This is a genomic window from Vibrio sp. SNU_ST1 (assembly GCF_030563405.1).
In the GTDB taxonomy this organism is placed as follows: Bacteria; Pseudomonadota; Gammaproteobacteria; order Enterobacterales; family Vibrionaceae; genus Vibrio.
This window is the reverse complement of sequence record NZ_CP130749.1, coordinates 907710-924710: the sequence shown is the minus strand read 5'-3', so window position 1 is coordinate 924710 and position 17001 is coordinate 907710. Positions and strand designations below refer to the sequence as shown.

Genomic DNA, 17001 nt, shown 5'->3' with positions numbered 1-17001 from the left:
ACCTTAATTACGTCTATTATTCGGTAATTTCTTGCAGAACTTCTCCAATTGATCCACTTGGTTGGGTTATACCCAGTTTGTTAGAAAGTGTTGGCGCAATGTCGTATGGCGTGATTGCTCGCGAGACCTTCTGAGCTTCAACGTCGTAGCCTGCGAAGATGACAGGGACATGCGTATCGTACTTCCATGGAGAGCCATGTGTAGAGGCAATTTGAAGGCCTTCCATGTCGTTAATGTAGCTACGCGGCGCAAATACCACATACACGTCGCCAGAACGAGCTGGGTGGAAGTTGTTTTTAATGAGCTGCATTACATGAGTATCAGGTACTCGGTTAGCTGCAATATCGCTGCTTGATACTGCAAACGCTACACCCTTCACTTTCGCTATTTCATCGGCGATCGCTTCCTGCACTTTAGCCAGGTCAAGTTTCTTCTCTGCGATTAAATCGTGATTCAGATAAATGTAAGGCTGTGCGTACAAGCGAATTGCGTCTTTGGATAAACCAAATTGATCCTTCAATCTTTTCTCTACGCCACTCGAGAGCAGTGTGTCTTTATTGAAGTATTGAGCTTGATTTAAGCCAAGCGCATTTGCCGCAGGTGAAGATTCAGGTACACCATGATCGGCAGACAACACAATTAATGTATTATTCAGCCCGACTTGGTTATCAACGGTTTTAAGAAGCTTGGCGATCGTCTTATCGAGTCGAATTAGGTTGTCTTCTGTCTCTAGGCTTTCAGGACCGTATAAGTGCACCACGTAGTCATTTGATGAGAAACTTACTGATAGGTAATCGGTCACGTCACCTTGGCCTAACTTCTCTTGCATCAACAGCGTGCTTGCAAAGTTCTCTGTAATCTCATCGCCAGCTGGGCTGACGGTTAATGTTGTGCTGTAGTATTTGTAGCTTGCAGGGCCGTATGGGTGAGGGAAGGTGCGTTGGAAATTACCGAGTTTCACTTTGTGTTCGGTATCGTGCTCTTGCAGCGTGTACTTCTCACGTGGTAATGAGAGCTCCCACTTCTGTTTCGAGTACTCTGCAGCAATCGCTTTCTCGTTCCAACGAGACACCCAAGCTGGGTATTCGTCGTAGTAATAGTTGCTGGTGACAAACTCAGACTGAGCTTTCGAGAACCAAAACGCTTTACCACTGTGTCCCGCCAATGAGATTGCACCGCGGTCTTTCACAGACACACCGAACACTTTTGATTTGCCACTATTGGAGATCGTCAGCTCATCACCAAACGTAGTAGAGAGTATTGGCTCAGGAGAACGACCGTCACCTTGTGCTGTCTTCTGTGTTGGGTCGATCTCTGTTGCTTTATCTACACCTGCACCAGAGGTCAGCATTTTGTAGTTACTGTCTTCTACGTTGTACACCAAACGCTCTTCACTACGGTCATACCAAACATTACCTACCATGCCGTGTACGCTCGGTGGAGCGCCTGTTGCAAGAGAGGCATGGCCCACAATTGTCTCCGTGTTGCCATGTTGGTAATTCGCGTTGGTGTAGTAAGTACCATCATCCATTAAGTACCGAAATCCGCCTTCACCGAAGTTGTGCTTATATCGTTCGATAAGGTCTGCACGCAGGCCATCGACCGTGATTTGGAGGACTAAATCTGGCTTGTCCGCAGCCGACGCAGGGAAGGCACAGAGTAACGCGAGTGTTAGTCCTGAAAGCTTGGTGTATTGCATAGAGTGTCCTTTTCAGTGTTGCCGTAGCGTTCTAACGTTTGGTCAGATTTCTAACGTTTGAATGGTACTAATCGTATTTTTAGTTTTGCTGGTGAAGATTATTGAACTGATACCTTCGGCATCTTTAACTAGTTCGTATCTTTAACTAAGCGCAGGCCCATGTCTGACATAGTGATCGATTGGCTTGCGAAGTCGCGACGGTAACTTTCCGATTCATTTTCATCATAGGCAAAGCTGCCACCACGAACGGACTTGTGTGATAAACCAACGTCACTGTGTTTTGCATTGTTTGGATTGTCTGTTGGACCGAATCTATAGAAGGTGTCATCAAAAGCATCAATGACAAATTCACCAACGTTTCCTGTCATGTCGTATAAGCCTAGTTCATTTGGTTTTTTTAGCCCGACAGGATGTGCGCTATTTTTTGAATTTGCTGAGTACCACGCGACATCATCTAAGTCGTTGGAACCACTGTAAGTATAGCCTTTACTGTCATTGCCACCTTTCGCAGCAAACTCCCATTCAGCTTCCGTTGGCAGGCGGTATTCTTCGCCGGTTAATTCATTCAATTGCTCAACGAAATAGTTCGCTTGTTGCCAGCTAAGGTTATTAACCGGAACCTGTGGATTTTGGAAATAACTGAGAGATGAACCCATCACCGATTCGAACAATTCTTGAGTCACCTCAAACTTCGCGATGTAGAAACTATCTACAGTTACATCGCGGGCTGGTCGTTCTGCCTTGCTCGCTTCTGGGCTGTTTGAACCCATGGTGAATGTTCCGCCTTCAACCAACACCATCTCTTGGTCAATTTTTTTGGCGATAGGATGTGTAGGCACGCTGACACAGCCGCTTAGAAGAATAGTCATGGTGACGCTGCTAACCGCCGCTAAATGTTTGTAATTGAAAAACTTCATCACGTTCCTCAAATGTTCGAAATAGGGTGCAATTCTAACGTTTAAGGTCATTCCTATTGGTTATAAAGGGTATAACATGCCACTGACTTAAATCGGAATTATGATGGGAGCCAGACACTAAGATAGGTAGGTAAATCATGCATATTACTCAAGGTCCGCAATATAATGGTAAAGCGTCTAAACGCTTGCATGTTATGGCGAAGCCGATTGGCGCAGCGTGTAATATCGACTGTAAATATTGTTATTACCTAAGTAAGCAAGATTTGTTGGAGTACAAGAAAGGCAGTTCTCCAAGAATGGATGACGAGACGTTAGAGACTTACATCCGACAATATATCGAAGGTCAAAATACCCCTGAAATCATCTTCTCGTGGCAGGGCGGTGAACCTACCATGCTAGGTTTGGCTTATTTCGAAAGAGTGGTTGAGCTGCAGAAAAAATACCAACCTGAAGGTGTGTTGATTTCAAATGACCTTCAGACTAATGGCACATTATTGAATGACGATTGGGGTCGATTCTTAGCAAAGAACAACTTCCTGATCGGTTTAAGTATTGATGGCCCTGAAATGCTGCACAACGCTTACCGTACAAATCGAGCCGGTCGTGGCACATTCAAACAAGTGATGGCTGCGGTTGAACTGCTACACAAACACCAAGTTAAATTCGCAACGCTCACTTGTGTGAATAACCTTACCAGTCAAAATGCACTAGAAGTGTATCGCTTCCTGCGTGATGTGGTGAAGTCTCCACAGATGCAGTTTATTCCTATCGTTGAACAAAAAACCTTTAGAACCGTTGCACCGCAAACTTCTCAAGTGAGTGAGCAACTTAAGCAAGGTGACAAACGTCTTATCCCAGGCCACAAAGATTCGATCATGGAATCATGGTGCGTGTCAGATTTGGCTTGGGGTAATTTTCTGATTACTGTGTTTGATGAGTGGGCGAAGCACGACATCGGTAAAGTGTTTGTTCAGTATTTTGAAGCGAGCTTAGAAACGTGGATTGGTCGCCCAAACCCGCTTTGCACTTTGAACGAGATGTGTGGCAAAGGCCTTGCGATGGAGCCAAACGGCGACGTGTTCTCGTGTGACCACTATGTCTACCCAGAATATAGAATCGGAAATATCCACCACGAGAAGCTTGATGATCTCGCGTACAGCGCACCACAACAGAAATTTGGTTTCGCGAAATCACGCACATTGACGAGCCAATGTCAGCAGTGTGACTACAAGTTTGCTTGTCATGGAGAGTGTCCTAAAAACCGCTTTATCAAAACTCGTGCTGGTGAGCCGGGTTTGAACTACCTATGTGCAGGTTGGCACAAGTTCTTTTCTCATATAGATAAGTCGATGGCCTATATCGCTCGTGCAATGGGGCACCCAGTGGCTCATGGCAAATTCAGCGACTCGGTATTGATGGCGCATCGAGCAAAACAGGCGCAACAAGCCACGTTCGAGACCAAGTTTTAACTCGGCCTTTCGGTCTACAGATCCTAACGAAATTTAATTAGATACGAGTCTAAGTAAAGGCTAAGTTCCCCAGTTTAAGGTAATACTATGATGAAGAAGAGTTTAGCGACGGCTGTTGCTTTATTGGTTTCAACGTCCGCATTGATTTCAACGTCTGCTATGGCAGCCAATAGCGTTCAACAGACGGTTGACGCACCGGCACAAAATATCAATCAAGTGCTTGAAATGACGGATACTCAAACCCGTATCCAACAGTTGTCTTACATGGCGCAAGATCAAAACCAATCCATAGAGAACCGTACTGGTGCGTTGCAAGCGCTGACCAATTACCCAAGCCAAAACGCATTGGTTGCCGTGGCAAGAGGGCTTAAAGACCCAAATCCAGAAGTAAGAGAAGCCGCGGTCATCGGCTCTGCACCATATCAGTTAGAACATCGCTGGACCTTGGTTTCTCCGTTACTAAAAGATAACGATACTATGGTTCGCCATACGGCAACATCAAACCTAGTTCGTGACTTTAATGCGTTAAATGAACAGAAAAAATCACAGATTGAGTCTCCAGTAAAAGAACTGATTGGTTTCTTGGAGACTCAGGAGTCTGAGAAATTTCAGTTGTTGTTTGCTGATGTACTTCGCTGGCACAACGAATGGGATAAAGCAGAAACGGTTTATCTAGAGCTGATAAAAACTCATCAAAAAGATCCCCAAGTTTGGTTGAGCTACGCTGATAATTTTCGAGCTCAGAAAAAAGACCTGCAAGCAGTAGAAGTGCTTGATCGTGGTTTGGGAAATGTGCCAAACAATGCAGCGCTGCATTACTCAAAATCTTTGACTCTGGTTCGCCTTGAAGACAAGGGCGCTGCTGCCAATGAGATCGAAGTGGCAGCCAAGCTAGCAAAAGATAACAGCTACTATTGGTATCTAAATGGGGTATTACAAGAAGAGTTGGATATCGACAAATCGACAAAATCGTTCGAGAAGGCGTATTTGATCTCTGGTTCTCCAGAACAGTTATACGCGGTATGCGATATTTATGTACGCTATGGCAATGAAAAGACCGATGATTGCTTGGGTGAGCTAGGTAAAGTGGCTCCTGATTATGTTATTGAGCAGTTGAAAGAGAAGCGAGTAGCGCCAAGCTCATAATGTCTAGATAAGTTGAACGTAAGCTCATAAACCGTTATTGAGAAAGCCAGTCGAACATTCGACTGGCTTTTTTGGATATTAATTGCTGCGAGTGATTATCGATTTGAATTCGAGTTAGAAAACAAAACTCAACATAATGGTGTAGAGCAACGCATCTGTATCACCTGTAGGAGTGTTTATAAAGGCACCGTTTGACTTGCGAGTTTCAAAGAATTGAACTTCACCATTGATAGATACATTTGACAGTAAGTCGTAATCTACACCAATTAAGTAGCTATTCCCTTCTAAGTGTTCATTGCCGTTAAATTGTGCGCCGTATACGACATAAGGTGTGAATGCATTCAAGTGGTAACCAAGGCTTACGTATAATGATGAAGAGAAGTCGCTAATTTGACCTTCGCTCGCAAATACGGTTTGGCCAAATTCATATTCAGCGCCTAGCGACCAAAGTTGGATATGTTGATTGTCTGCTGTAGGAAGGGCGCCAACGTTTTTAATTTTTGTCGTTTGATCGAAATTTGAATCAAGGAAAGATAGGTTCCAGCGATAATCGTCACCGCTTAATTGGAGGTTTGCGCCAAACATTCGATTCGTTTCGAATTCCAGCTCGGTTGTCGAATTGAAGTCGACTTCATTCTTATCTTTGATACCGAAAAACGGTGATAGTAATAATGTCGCTTCGTCGCTTACATCATGAGTCCAACTGACCTTGATACCATTGAACGCGGTGATACCTAGCACGGCATTATAAACCTCTGTTGGAGGCCTAGCTGTCATGTAAGCTTGACCAACGTAATAGTATTCAGAGGCAAGAAACAGAGGGATCCTTAAGCGTCCGATGCTGGCATCAAAATCACCAAATTCATAGCCGAGATAAGCCCATTCTAGTTGCGGGTCACTCCACTCAAATTGTGGTGCTTTCACAACTTGTACCGACGCTTTAAATGAGTTGTAGAAATAATCGAGCTGAACACCAAACGTGGTGTCACAGTCGTAACAGTTTTCATCAGTAAAGCCACGATTAATTACTAATGGATTTTTGTTATCTGATTTAGCCCAAGATGTTGAGCCAAATCCGCTTAACGAAAGGTTGTCGGTTATCTCTATAATCGCGAATGCGGGAGAAGTAAGTGAAGCACATAGCACTGATGTAATTATCTTTTTCATGTTATTTCTCCGATCTTACAACGTAGAGAACGTTGGCATTTTCAGGAACTGAAGAGAGGGGGGAGTAACCGATACGATTAGGTTTATCATTAAGCCAGTCAACTAAGCTATCGGTAGAGGCTGACTTAATTTCTCTCGGGTAACGCGCTTTACCGGAAAAGGATAGGCCGGCCCAGTGCGCGTTCATTTGAGCGGCGTTTTTACCTAGTAACAATCGATAGAAACGGTCTCTTTCGTCACTGTTTTCTGGCCAGTCTGAAAGCTCAACGCGTTTGCCGTCAAGGCGTTTAGTTTTTCCCCGATACAATTTTCTCGCTTTGTTTATAGAGATTTCACTGAAATCGGTATCTAACGAGAATATTGCATACTCTTCTGCCGCATAAGCCGGATTTAGCAACAATAGGCTACCTAAGAGACCTAATATCGCTGATGTAACAGTCGTTCGTTGGATGATTTTTATTGTATTAATCCAATCCATTGGTTTCTCCTAACAGGTCGCACTTTCAATTTGATGGAATAGCTTTTCTTTCCTGACAGGCTTTGGTACATATCCATCCATACCTGAATCAAAGCATCTTTGTATGTCATCATCGATAACACTCGCGGTAAGCGCGATGATAGGAGTTTTGCTTAAGCCTAAGTTTTTTTCGTGTGCACGAATCTCCTTGGTTGCGGTAAAACCATCTTTCACTGGCATCATACAATCCATTAAAATAACGTCGAAGCTGTGATCTTTTTGGTACATGTCGACAGCAATTTGACCGTTATCCGCGATTTCAAAAGCATAGCCAGCCTTTTTGAGCATCACTGAGGCAACCTTTTGGTTAACGCGGTTGTCTTCGACCAATAGTATTCTTTCTGATTTACTTGGTACTGCATCTTCCTCAGATGTTTCTGGTAACGTAAGGCTCTGCTTCGCTGCATGAATAGGTGTCGCTGTGGAGTGGGCTGAGATAGCTTGCTTGTCTGATGACTGTGTAGAGGCGGTAAGAGATGAAGGTGGCAGAGGCACCTCTTCAACAGCGGTTAAGATCTTTTCTTTTAGCATCTCAAACTTGAATGGTTTCGGAACGTAGTCGTCCATACCCACGTCAAAGCATTTTTGGATATCGTCATCAATTACACTGGCTGTTAACGCAATGATAGGGATGCGTCGTGATGCTTTGGTTTCTTTTTCTATACGGCGAATATTCGCCGTGGCTTCAAAACCATCCATCACTGGCATCATACAGTCCATCAAGATCGCAGCGTAATGTGGGTTCGCACTGAATATATCCACGGCTTCTTGACCATTGTTTGCGAATTCAAATTCGAAGCCACTTTTGCCTACGTGAAGTCCGGCAATTTTCTGGTTAATCTTATTATCTTCAACGATAAGGATCTTGTGATGAATAACCTCAGATACTTGTTTTTCGTCACACAAGCCGACTAAACCTTGCGAATCACAAAGTTCAATCGCTTTTACTAAGCGTAAGCCGAGTAGTGGCTGAGAGACCTGTGCGGTAATACATTGTCCAATATCTGCGGGATCGCTTAAGAATGAGCGAATTAGACAAATGGTGATGCCATTCTTGTGCAAGGTATCTAAGTCATTCGAGTAGTCACTCGCTTGGAATGTATCGTCTTCTGCAAAAATAACAGTGACAGGTTTGTCGTATTTGTTTGCTATGAGCTGATAGGTGACTAAGGAAGCTTCGTTTGAGCGTTGTGCCACTTTTAGACCGAAAAAGTTAAGGTCATTTTCAATACGCTCTGATATTCCTTTTTCGTTACCGAGTATATAAATATCGGTGGTAGCTGGGCTTGGTTTTGGAGTATCCAAGTCGATTGGCAATTCAAGTTCAAAGTAGAAACAGCTACCTTCGCCTTTCACTGAGTCCAACTGAATTTTCCCGCCCATCAGTTCCACAAGCTGGGTACTGATTGCTAACCCAAGGCCTGTACCACCAAATTGGCGAGTGGTTGAGTCATCTTCTTGGGCGAAGGGTTCGAATATCTGCTTTTGTTGCTCTTTATCGATACCGATCCCTGAGTCTTGCACGGAAAATCGAATAGTTACGTCACTCTCTGATTTGTTGAGAGTGGTGATCGATAGGGTTACACCCCCTTCAGCGGTAAACTTTACAGCATTCGACATGAAATTCATCAACACCTGTCTTAATCGGTGGTCATCAATCATGACCCGTGATGGGGTGTTGGGGCTAATCTCGACGTTTACGCCGATGTTCTGTTCTTTCGCTTTAGGGGATACGATAGAGGCAATATCGTATATGGATTCACGGATGGAAGCGGAATGTGGGCTAATCAGTAACATGCCGGACTCTATTTTAGAGAAATCTAGGATGTCATTGATTAAGCTCAGCAGTAACTGAGAAGAGGTTTCGATAGTATCGACATAATCACGTTGTGTTGGTGTAAGTGGTGTGTCTGACAGGATCTCCGAAATACCGATAACGCCATTCAGTGGGGTTCGAATTTCATGAGACATATTGGCCAAGAAGCTACTTTTCGCTTTGCTAGCTTGTATCGCATGGTCTTTCGCTTTTTCGGCGTCCTCTTTGGCTCGCTCTGCATCTTCTTTCGCTATCGTCAGCTTCTCTTTTGCAAGCTCTCGTTCGATGGTGAGTCGCTCTACTTGCTGAGCAAATAGGCTGAGTTCGTCTTTACCTTGAATCAGTTTGTCCAAAGAAGGGCGAGTTTCATCACTTTCGCTTTTCAAGAAATCTAACACTAAGTTCAGGTTGTTAGTGACTTGTCTCGCTAAGCTCAAGGTCAACCCCATCACGATGGTAGCGAGTAAAGCGACGATAGAAATAAATAGTGTTCGCTCCATCTGAGCATCGGAGATAGCTTGATCTACTTCTGTTTGGAATTCTTGTTTGATGACATCACCTAAATTCTGCAATAGATTTAGTCGAGCACTCATCGCATTTAGTCCAGTAGTGATCTCTTGTGGGGTAAGGGCGACTATTGTGGATGCGCTATGAAGCCCATGACGTATCTCTTGGCTTTTCATAAAAGCCTCATCTTTAAATACTTCAATCATGAGTGAAACTTGATGTGCATTGGCATTTAAGGATACAAATCTTTCTAAGAACAAAACTTGCCTAGCACTGAGGCTTTCAACCAACTCAGCAAGTTCAGAATCATATTCTTGATGGTCTTGGTAAATATCGAAGAGTGAAGCGCTGAGCTTAAACTCCTCATTAGACCAGAACATCAACCACTCTAATTGTTGAAGCGCGGATAGGTGCTGTTGAATTCCCTGCTTGGTATTTTCGAATGGGACTTTTTCTATCTCAAGCAACAGCTGCTTGTATAAATCACTCTGCCATTCAAGAGCGTCCAACTTGTCGTAAGTGTCCGTCGCTTCCATCGTGGATAGGGTCGCTTCACTGAAGTCCGCCACCAGTTGATTCATATCATCCGAAACGTTTAAAAAAATGATGGGTGACAGCTGTTTTAGTTCTGCCTTTACTTGCTTGCTTTGATTCTCAAACTCTTCGGGGCTAGTGGCCAGAGAACTTCGATACAAGACTGAAATATCTTGCAGATATACAGACAACTGATTGGTGCGTTCAAAATCGCTTAACTGTGTTGTAAGAAAATAGGCTTGTCTTCCTGCGAGGAAAAGCAGCAATGAGATAGGGAGAAGAACTAATCCGAAAAGTTTGTGCTTTACTGAAAGATTATTCCAGACCATGCGTGTCGACATATAAAAGTATCCATCCAACTGTTTTCATATAAACGTAGAATAAAGTTAGCGATATGGAAACCCAGAAACAACAAATTTGGTAGAAGTGTGGGAGAGGTATAAGTTATTGTGATTACAACGCTTATTCTAAGATTGGTGAGCGTCCTTTCGTTTTGTACCATAAGGCAACCAGAACAAGAGAGTTGGTGTTAATATTCATTGATGAATTGATTCCACCATTCGCATATTTTCCTGTCGGAATCCCCCTAAATTTTAAGCTACTTTCTAACACATCTTCATAAAGCAACTCGCTAAATTCATCTTCAAAGAGAACGCTGAACCCAAATGCCACTTTATTGCTGAGTATTTGTGGGTTTTCGATAGGCTGGCCGGATGGACTAACACTTGTCCAAGATTTTCCGTAGTAATACACGTTGTTATAGGCGAACCAAGGGTTTTTATTCATCGCATCTTCAGCATAAGCCGAGAGGATATTTTGTTTCTCCCAGCGCTGTTTGTGGAGATCATAAAAGGGAAGCAATTGGCTCCACTTACTATCACCGTACTCTATGGTCGACAGGACATAGGGATCGCTGGTGAGAAAGGGCACGTTTCGGCTGTCGATAGCGATGGTGATATCGTCAATCTCAACGCTTTTAAGATATGTCTTCAAATCAGGAAGTGGTACATCAAACTTGAACATTTTGAAGCCCTGAGCTGCGTATTGCAGGTAGCCGTTTCTTCCTTCTTGTCGGTAATATTCTTTGCCTTTATACAGCTTAGTACCATAAAGCGTACCGTTGTTGATGGCTTTATCGAGATTCCAGCGACTCACAATTTTTTGAATATCAGCGATGAGCTCGGGATGTTGCTGTTCCAAGATTTTGAGCCAAACTAATAACCGTCCAATATCGAGTGCAGACCACCCATTTCCGTTACTTCGCGTATTGCTTAACCGACCCGAGGGCTTAGCTGACTTGGTGCTGTATTCTCGGTTAGGCAGTAAACCTTTATACAAAGGAATGGTATGCAGCGTCGTTAATGTTTTATTCAACTCGTGGTGAGCTTGTGTTCTTGTTTTCAAACCTAGAGCTTCTAGCGCTAAGGTGGCCGCGATTCCACTTGCAACATCCCACATTGTTGTGTGTGGATAGCCTTGTACTGAATTCCAAAGCCCGGTTTTGTTATTGAAGTTCCTTTGAATGTAATATTCAGCTTTTTTGGCTAGCAGTAATTCATTTCGGCTTAATGGAATAGGGGAGGAGCTTTTCGATAGCGTGCTTGTCGCATCTTGAGCAATTAATGGAACAGGATGAACATCGATGTCAGTGTTCTCTTGAACATCTACTGTATTTTCGGATATTGGCGGAGCGATAACTCGACGATAGTACTTAGGTTCGTCAATTTCTTTGTCTTCATCCATGCCTAGAGTGCTGGCAGGGGTGATAACTCCTCTTTTCCCATAAAAGCTAACCTCTTCGTCCGCAAATACTTCCCATTGTTGAGTGAAGACTGAAGTCGCAAACAATAGACAAATAAAACGGACGTTTCCTTTCGTGATTAGCTTCAATGCAACTCCGTGCTTATTGTTGTGGTTAAGCTAATGATAATACAACTTATTGCATCGTATCAGAGGAATTACGAAAAATGTGAATATAGGTATTGATGATAATTTAAACAATTAACTTGTTTGATCTAACAATACGCTGTTAAACTGTAAGCATAACAACGGACAGAACTGGCTAGATGGATTTTGATTTAGTTAGGAAAAGATTGTTATGTTTAAATTTTATGATTTCATCCGCGACATGGGCCTTCCGGTTCCTGAGCATATTTCCCCTGAAAATTCTTGTTTGATTCAGCATCGCTATCTTAAAGAGCATTATCAGATAGAAGAATCGTCAAAAGAACGCATTTTCCATTACTTAACTTCAAATGTATTAAAGCGCCAAAACTTCGGTGATGTCGGAGACGCTCAAGCCGTGATTGCTTTTTCGTTTGGTGATAGTGATTGTGTTAATCAGCAGTTAGCGAGCCATGTGGCGCTATTTTACCATTTGAATCCTTTGGCTTTTTGTTACGTGCAACAGGAGATAGCGAAGCATTTGCATCAAACTCCTTATGTACCGATAAAGAATGACCTTTATCAAACGACTGCGGATGTGGCAAAAAAGGCACGCGAGGATTTGGGGAAAGTTAAAGTCGCCGTTGTTGCACAGTCTTGGCATGCACAGCGCTGTATTGAAACTTGCGAATCTTTGGGCTTTACGGTCGTTGCTCTGAAAGTGTCTGACGGTTTTCCTTCACAAGACCCTCAGCCTTGGGTCCGAAACCCAATTAATTGGATAATAAAAGAAAGTCATAGAGAAGTTGCGACAGGCTATGAGGTGAGCGAGCAATTTAATCTCATTTAACTCAGATTTTTATAAAATTAGATGAGATTCCAACTACAAATGAGGTTGATATGGTTTTGTCTGATAACGTTTTAAGGATCAATATCTAAGCTTTTAAAAAATTGTATTTAGGCTGTTAAAAATTTGTCTATACTCACTCTATAATAATATGCAACTAGGTGAGCCTGGCTATATGGAAGATATGACACGGAGTCCTTTTCGAACTGTGAAGAGGGAAGCGTTGGCCGCGGTTGGTTTTAGCATGGGGATCAATTTATTGGTACTCGCTGTGCCTATATACAGTTTACAGCTTTTTGATCGAGTGATGAGCAGTGCAAGCTTGGAAACCTTGCTGGCATTATTGGGCATTACTCTATTTTTGGTCACCTCTCAGTCGGCTCTTGAGTACATTCGAACTCTTTTGATGCAACGCTCTGCGCTTAAATTGGACACACAACTTAGTGGTCAGTTACTGGATTTAAGTATATCGACATCATCGCAATCAAATAGCATTGATAAGCAGCCGCTTCACGATCTTACAACACTACGTAACTTTCTCGCATCTCCCTCAACATCTTCAATTCTCGATTTACCATTCACACCGTTCTTCCTAATTCTGTTGTTTTTTCTACACCCATATATCGGGTTCGTTGCACTCACTGGCGTGATCATTTTTTCATTGCTTACCTTTGCAATGATGCTCGGAGGCAGAAAGGTCAGCGGTATGGCTCAAGAAGAGACGGGAAAAGTTGCCATGGAACTCAACGACTTTCTTCGTAATGCGCCGACACTGAAGGCCATGGGCATGAGCCAAAATATAGGTAAAGTTTGGGAAGAAAAAAACAACCACGTCCTTAGTTTGCAATGGTTAGTAAACGCCAGAGTAGGTTTGTTACTCGCGGTTAGCCGCTATTTTAGAACCTTATTGCAGGTGGTCATACTCACACTCGGTGTTTATTTAGCACTGCAGCAGCAAGTGGGTCTTGGTGCCGTTATCGCGAGCTCAATTCTTATTGGCCGAGTGGTCAGCCCTTTTGAAAGTGCGGTTAGTGGGTGGAAGTCTTGGTATAGCGCATTTCAATCGTGGCGAAGACTAAAACAGTGTGTATCTATTAGCAAAATGAAAGCCAAAACGTTGTTACCACAGCCTAAAGGCGAAGTGCAATTTAACAACGTGAGCTTGAAGTTCCCTGGAGCAAAAGCGCCGACCTTGCAGGGTATCAGTTTCAAGCTGGGCGCTGGTCAGGCTCTTGCAGTCATGGGTAATTCTGGGTCGGGTAAGTCAACTCTTGCAAGTTTACTGATGGGTATTCATAAAGCGAGCGTTGGCGATATTAAAATTGATGGCGCAACGGTTGAGAAATGGGATCAAAACCAATTCGGTCAATATATTGGTTATCTACCTCAACATGTAGGGTTACTTGCCGGAACGGTTAAACAAAATATTTCGCGATTTGCAGAGTGTAATGACGAAGATGTAGTTTCATCTGCCAAACTTGCGTGTATTCATGAGCTTATTATGGCGCTTCCTGAAGGGTACGATACATATATTGGTGAAGGCGGAATTCTACTTTCCGGAGGCCAAAAACAACGAATTGGCCTTGCGAGAGCAATTTACTCAAATCCAAGAGTATTAGTATTGGATGAGCCGAATTCAAACCTTGACCCCGAAGGCGAAACCGCTCTGGCAATTGTTTTACAGCATTGTAAAGAACATAAAATTACCGTGGTAATGATCTCTCATCGACCGGGTTTCCTTCGTCAGATGGATTGGGTTATTAGTTTGAAAGAAGGGCGTGTCGAGAAAGCTGGAACATGTGAACAGTTCTTAGGGCTAAATGTGAACTCACAAGGTAAGGCGGCCTCGTTGAACAATACGAACTCACAACCTAAGACTCACCCTCAACCTAATACCCACTCTCAAACTTCGAAGGTTTCGCCGAAGTCTCAAAATTCAGTACAAGGATAGGTGCAGAATATGGAAGGGAATTTCAGTACGCGAAAGCTCATTATATTAGGTTCGACTATCCTAATTTTGACTGTCGGAGGCTTTTTATTTTGGTCTATGACGATGTCATTAAGCTCAGCTTCTGTTGCTCACGGCAACTTAGTTGTTGAAAGTAAAAGGAAGCAGATTCAACACTTGCAGGGTGGTTGGGTTAAACGAGTTTTCGTGAAAGACGGCGAGAAAGTGAAAATTGGCCAAGTGCTTATCGAGCTTTCTGATAGTAAGTCTGAATCTGACTACAAACGTTATTTATATCGAAACTTTTCTTTGATAGCGCAGCAAGCTCGGCTTGAAGCACTACTCAATGAATCTGAAAAGCCACAGTGGCCAGAAGTGTTGGTGAGCAATGAGGATGAATCTTTAATTGTTATGCCAATCATCAATAGTGAATCTGTTCAGTTCGAGCAAGGCTTGTTACGAAAGCAATTAATTGATTCGCTATACACACAAAAATCCACGTTATACCGAGAGAAAATTCAAGGTAACCAGTTCCAGAGAAAGGCCGTGTCGTCTCAAAGAGATCTAATCAAGCAAGAGATTGATATGACCAAAGGCCTTGTGGCTAAAGGGTATGTATCTAGAACTCGTATGCTTGAGTTGCAACGACACTACGCACGTATTGATGGTGAACTTGCGGAAATCAAGGTTACGATTGATGTCGCTAAACGCGAACTCGAAACTTTGGAAGAAACTTATAAAAGTCAGTTGTTGGATTTGAAGCGAGATTACTCACAGCAATTAAGAGCCGTAAACGATGAGGTTCGAGACATTAAACAAGTCATGAATACCTTAGAAGATGTTCGCTCACGAATTCAAATTCGAAGTGAGTTTGATGGTCGTGTCGTTGGGTTGAATATTTCTAGCGTGGGTGGTGTTGTGCGCCCGGGGCAGGTTTTGATGGAAATTGTCCCTGAGAGTGATGAGCTGATTGTGGAAGCGATTGTCCCGCCAAGAGATATCGATATTGTTCGCTCCGGGCAGGACGCCAGAATACGCCTGACGGCTTATAGTGCAAGGCAAGTCCCGCCGATCTTGGGTGAAGTTATCCATGTTTCAGCGGATAGGGTCATCAAGGGAGGGGAAGCCTCACAAAGCGATCAGGGTTACCTCGTCAAAATTCGATTTGACCGTGATGATCTTGAGGCGCTTCGTACTAAAAGTAACATTGATCTGTACCCTGGCATGCTGACAGAAGTTTTGATCCTAGTGGAAGAAAGGACGCTATGGGATTACTTAATTGGCCCGCTAACGAGTGGAATGGCGAAAGCAATGAGGGAGGCATAATGGACGAATCTATGATGTTTTGGCTGAGTTTTTATTTCAGTTTCTTAGCTATGAGCACTTATGTTGGATTTAAAAAGAACAACCTAGTTGCAGGGGTTTTACTTGGGTATGTATTAGGTCCTATTGGGTTTATGTTGCTATTACTGAGCTTTGACCGTAAGCAGGGGCGGTGTCCGCATTGCTCCGCCAAGATCGACCGTCAATCGTACATATGCCCGAGTTGCGAAGAGAAGTGCTACAAACAGGTAATTTAAGGAGGAGACAATGGTTAAACAAACGACAGTTCTTTCAACGCTATTGGCTTCGACTTTACTTATTACTGGTTATCTTGCGTACCATAATTACAGTGCCTCAACACAGCTCAGTGAGGCGAGTGAAACTATAACGACGCTAAATAAAGTCATTGATGATTTGACGGATGAGATGGCAAACATGAACTACGTCAAAACAATGGATGATGAAACCTATGAAAGTCAGGTTGATGCTGCTGATAAAAAGCTTGTAGAAAAAGCGCTTGAAATCGAAGAGCTCTCCGCATTATTAGCGGTAACTAATGCTAAATTGGCGAAGGCGGAGAAATCAGCAAAGACTTATCGTTCCCGATATTTTTCAGAAAAAAATTCGGTAAAAAATGCCAAGCTTGCGATGAATCAAAAGCTTGAAAAAGAGAAAGTTGCATTAGAAAAACAAAACCAACAGGCGCTTGCATCCCAAATGTCAGAGCTTGAAGGAGAGTACTCCAAACAAGCACAAAAGGCTGAGACAGAAAAACGCGTTGATGAATTAATGACGGACTTTGCTGATTTAAGAGTCGATCTTGATATCGTGAATAAGTGCGACCGTAATTATTTAGAGCGTTATGGTGAAGCCAAAAGTATGCTAAATCATATGCGGACTTATATTCAGCAATATGAGTTAAGCCAAGAGTATTACTTCTTTGTTATTTCTAATGATGCGCAACTAACACGTAAAACGCGTGAAATTTGTATCGAAGGCTAGCCAACTAGGTTTCTACTGTATTGATAAGTGGGCTAAGAGACAAATTAAATAGGCCAAAGCTAAATTGATTAAAACTAAATCGACCAAAGCTAAATAGAATTATTCGAACGATAAGATATGAAAACGTAAGAGCTTCACGGCTCTTACGCTTTTTTGTTTCTGAACGGCTATCTGACGGGTATGTTTCGGTCTGATGCTCTGCCAATGCAGGGGAATGGAAATGCA

12 protein-coding genes are annotated in these 17001 nt (G+C 43.0%); 6 read left to right on the top strand and 6 right to left on the bottom strand.

Going from position 1 to position 17001, the window contains the following annotated elements; translation table 11 throughout:
- Positions 1–16 precede the first annotated feature (16 nt).
- Positions 17–1699, bottom strand: coding sequence for an alkaline phosphatase family protein (locus tag Q5H80_RS18475; RefSeq protein ID WP_304569536.1), 1683 nt, complete (start codon positions 1697–1699; stop codon positions 17–19).
- 128 nt (positions 1700–1827) lie between these two features.
- Positions 1828–2616, bottom strand: coding sequence for an SUMF1/EgtB/PvdO family nonheme iron enzyme (locus Q5H80_RS18470; protein WP_304569535.1), 789 nt, complete (start codon positions 2614–2616; stop codon positions 1828–1830).
- A gap of 137 nt (positions 2617–2753) precedes the next feature.
- Between Q5H80_RS18470 and Q5H80_RS18465 the strand changes: the two genes are divergently transcribed.
- Both Q5H80_RS18465 and Q5H80_RS18460 read left to right on the top strand, forming a co-directional pair.
- Complete coding sequence (locus Q5H80_RS18465) at positions 2754–4085, top strand: anaerobic sulfatase maturase (RefSeq protein WP_304569534.1); 1332 nt, start codon at positions 2754–2756, stop codon at positions 4083–4085.
- A gap of 87 nt (positions 4086–4172) precedes the next feature.
- Entirely contained in the window at positions 4173–5231 is a 1059-nt protein-coding gene (locus tag Q5H80_RS18460; RefSeq protein ID WP_304569533.1) for a hypothetical protein, read from the top strand.
- Between the two features lie 114 nt (positions 5232–5345).
- On the opposite strand, the gene Q5H80_RS18455 is transcribed toward Q5H80_RS18460, so the two are convergent.
- The 4 genes from Q5H80_RS18455 to Q5H80_RS18440 form a co-directional block, all read right to left on the bottom strand.
- On the bottom strand, positions 5346–6398 hold the full coding sequence (locus Q5H80_RS18455) for a sulfate ABC transporter permease (protein WP_304569532.1): 1053 nt from the start codon (positions 6396–6398) through the stop codon (positions 5346–5348).
- A 1-nt stretch (position 6399) separates the two neighbouring features.
- Positions 6400–6876 carry a hypothetical protein gene (locus tag Q5H80_RS18450; RefSeq protein WP_304569530.1) on the bottom strand — a complete coding sequence of 159 codons (477 nt, stop codon included), beginning with the start codon at positions 6874–6876 and terminating at the stop codon, positions 6400–6402.
- 9 nt (positions 6877–6885) lie between these two features.
- Positions 6886–10113, bottom strand: coding sequence for a response regulator (locus tag Q5H80_RS18445; RefSeq protein ID WP_304569529.1), 3228 nt, complete (start codon positions 10111–10113; stop codon positions 6886–6888).
- A gap of 121 nt (positions 10114–10234) precedes the next feature.
- Complete coding sequence (locus Q5H80_RS18440; RefSeq protein WP_304569528.1) at positions 10235–11662, bottom strand: DUF3131 domain-containing protein; 1428 nt, start codon at positions 11660–11662, stop codon at positions 10235–10237.
- Between the two features lie 208 nt (positions 11663–11870).
- Here Q5H80_RS18440 and Q5H80_RS18435 point away from each other — a divergent pair, with 208 nt between their 5' ends.
- From Q5H80_RS18435 to Q5H80_RS18420, 4 genes are all read left to right on the top strand, one after another.
- The gene (locus Q5H80_RS18435) at positions 11871–12506 is read left to right on the top strand and encodes a hypothetical protein (protein WP_304569526.1); all 636 of its coding nucleotides are present in this window, start codon (positions 11871–11873) and stop codon (positions 12504–12506) included.
- A 181-nt stretch (positions 12507–12687) separates the two neighbouring features.
- Complete coding sequence (locus tag Q5H80_RS18430; RefSeq protein WP_304569525.1) at positions 12688–14454, top strand: type I secretion system permease/ATPase; 1767 nt, start codon at positions 12688–12690, stop codon at positions 14452–14454.
- A 9-nt stretch (positions 14455–14463) separates the two neighbouring features.
- A complete protein-coding gene (locus Q5H80_RS18425; protein ID WP_304569524.1) occupies positions 14464–15777 on the top strand; it encodes an HlyD family type I secretion periplasmic adaptor subunit in 1314 nt (437 codons plus the stop codon).
- Positions 15778–16041: 264 nt separating this feature from the next.
- Positions 16042–16776 carry a hypothetical protein gene (locus Q5H80_RS18420; RefSeq protein ID WP_304569523.1) on the top strand — a complete coding sequence of 245 codons (735 nt, stop codon included), beginning with the start codon at positions 16042–16044 and terminating at the stop codon, positions 16774–16776.
- Positions 16777–17001 lie beyond the last annotated feature (225 nt).

Bases quoted from the DNA above. Each gene is read 5' to 3' on its own strand.
- Q5H80_RS18475 (WP_304569536.1), bottom strand. From the start codon at position 1,699: ATGCAATACACCAAGCTTTCAGGACTAACACTCGCGTTACTCTGTGCC.
- Q5H80_RS18470 (WP_304569535.1), bottom strand. From the start codon at position 2,616: ATGAAGTTTTTCAATTACAAACATTTAGCGGCGGTTAGCAGCGTCACC.
- Q5H80_RS18465 (WP_304569534.1), top strand. From the start codon at position 2,754: ATGCATATTACTCAAGGTCCGCAATATAATGGTAAAGCGTCTAAACGC.
- Q5H80_RS18460 (WP_304569533.1), top strand. From the start codon at position 4,173: ATGATGAAGAAGAGTTTAGCGACGGCTGTTGCTTTATTGGTTTCAACG.
- Q5H80_RS18455 (WP_304569532.1), bottom strand. From the start codon at position 6,398: ATGAAAAAGATAATTACATCAGTGCTATGTGCTTCACTTACTTCTCCC.
- Q5H80_RS18450 (WP_304569530.1), bottom strand. From the start codon at position 6,876: ATGGATTGGATTAATACAATAAAAATCATCCAACGAACGACTGTTACA.
- Q5H80_RS18445 (WP_304569529.1), bottom strand. From the start codon at position 10,113: ATGTCGACACGCATGGTCTGGAATAATCTTTCAGTAAAGCACAAACTT.
- Q5H80_RS18435 (WP_304569526.1), top strand. From the start codon at position 11,871: ATGTTTAAATTTTATGATTTCATCCGCGACATGGGCCTTCCGGTTCCT.
- Q5H80_RS18430 (WP_304569525.1), top strand. From the start codon at position 12,688: ATGACACGGAGTCCTTTTCGAACTGTGAAGAGGGAAGCGTTGGCCGCG.
- Q5H80_RS18425 (WP_304569524.1), top strand. From the start codon at position 14,464: ATGGAAGGGAATTTCAGTACGCGAAAGCTCATTATATTAGGTTCGACT.
- Q5H80_RS18420 (WP_304569523.1), top strand. From the start codon at position 16,042: ATGGTTAAACAAACGACAGTTCTTTCAACGCTATTGGCTTCGACTTTA.